Genomic DNA, 1318 nt, shown 5'->3' with positions numbered 1-1318 from the left:
GACCCTGACCCATCCCCACGAACTACCCACTGGCTTGTCCCTCCGCTTCCTGGCGCATGAGCCGTATCAGCCCGTCCGTTCGGCCCACCGGACATCGCGCCAGGATGGCTTCGCAGCCGAGCCGCCAGACCGACAGATCACGCCGCGAGCCGCGGGTATTGCTCTGATAGGTCTTCGCTTTACCCGTCTTGTCGAGGAACAGGCCGCAGGCCCAGATGCGGAAGCTGGCGAGCATGGCGATCAGGAGCAAGATCTCGATGCGCCGCGCCTGGCGAGTGCCATGCAAGTTGAAGGCCAGACCGAAACGCTCGCTCTTGAGGTCGCGGAAGCCTTCCTCGATCTCCATGCGCTTGGCATAGAGGTCGACCACCTTCTTGGCGATGCCGTGGCGTGGCGACAGGTTGCTGACCAGCACCCAAGGCTCACGGTGCCCCTTGGCCGCCTTGCGGCTGCGCGCGGCCCGTGAGGCTTGCCCGTTCTTGTTGCGGTCCTTGCGCCCGCGAGAGGGGCACCGATACAGGTAGAGGCGCGTGGCCAGCGGCCGGGTCTTGGCCAGCGTGATAGCCCCGAAGGCCTTGGGAATCCGTGTCGCCTGGGCAAAGAGGGTGTCCAACCGATACCAGTCACGCTCGCCTTCCCGCTGCAGCTGGGTAGCGCCACGCATCCGGCCGACGTAGTACCAGCCCCGCGCCTCGACGGCCCGCAACCAGGGCGTCTTGAAGCCGGCGTCGGTGACCAGGATCGGCTGGGCCGGCGCCGGCAGGAGCTGCGCCAGGGTCGCCAGCAGCTCGTTCTGGCAGCGCGGGCAGCCTTCCTTGTGATGCACGCGCTCATAGAGCGGAAACGCCCGCTTCCCGAACGGAATGGCCGCCCGCAGCAGGAAGTGCTGTCGCCGGTCATCGATCGGCGACCAGTCGACCAGGATGATGGGATGCCGCGTGGTCCCCAGCAGCAGGCGAGCGATATTGGCATAGAGCAAATGCCGCTCTCGCTGCAGGTGCGGGTTGGCGAGCAGGCGATCGACGCACTTGATGGCATGCTTGGGCAGGATCCGGCGGGGTAACCGTCGTCCCAGCGCGGTCAGGCTCAGGCACTGCCCCGCCAGCAAGGCCTGCACGCAGGTCACCAGCGCCTTGAAGCGAGCCGCATGGAGGACGGGGGCTGATGTCGAGAGGATCTTGTGAAAGAATCGGGATGTCTGCATGGGCCCTCCGGCATCGTGTTTCTTTGGCGAGCAACAACATGCCAGCCCATGCAGACTTTTTTCAATGCTAATATCCTGTTTTTCTTATCTATTTCGTGGGGAGGCGCCAGGGTC

Annotated in this window: 1 protein-coding gene; it reads right to left on the bottom strand. The window is 64.9% G+C overall.

Going from position 1 to position 1318, the window contains the following annotated elements; all coding sequences use genetic code 11:
• Window positions 1-22 precede the first annotated feature (22 nt).
• On the bottom strand, window positions 23-1204 hold the full coding sequence (locus AC5W54_RS22455; RefSeq protein ID WP_495964318.1) for an IS4 family transposase: 1182 nt from the start codon (window positions 1202-1204) through the stop codon (window positions 23-25).
• Between the last annotated feature and the right edge of the window lie 114 nt (window positions 1205-1318).

This window comes from Halomonas sp. LMYGS-3, assembly GCF_059509875.1.
Note: the sequence above shows the minus strand (reverse complement) of the source record. Positions and strands in the feature narration are given on the sequence as shown.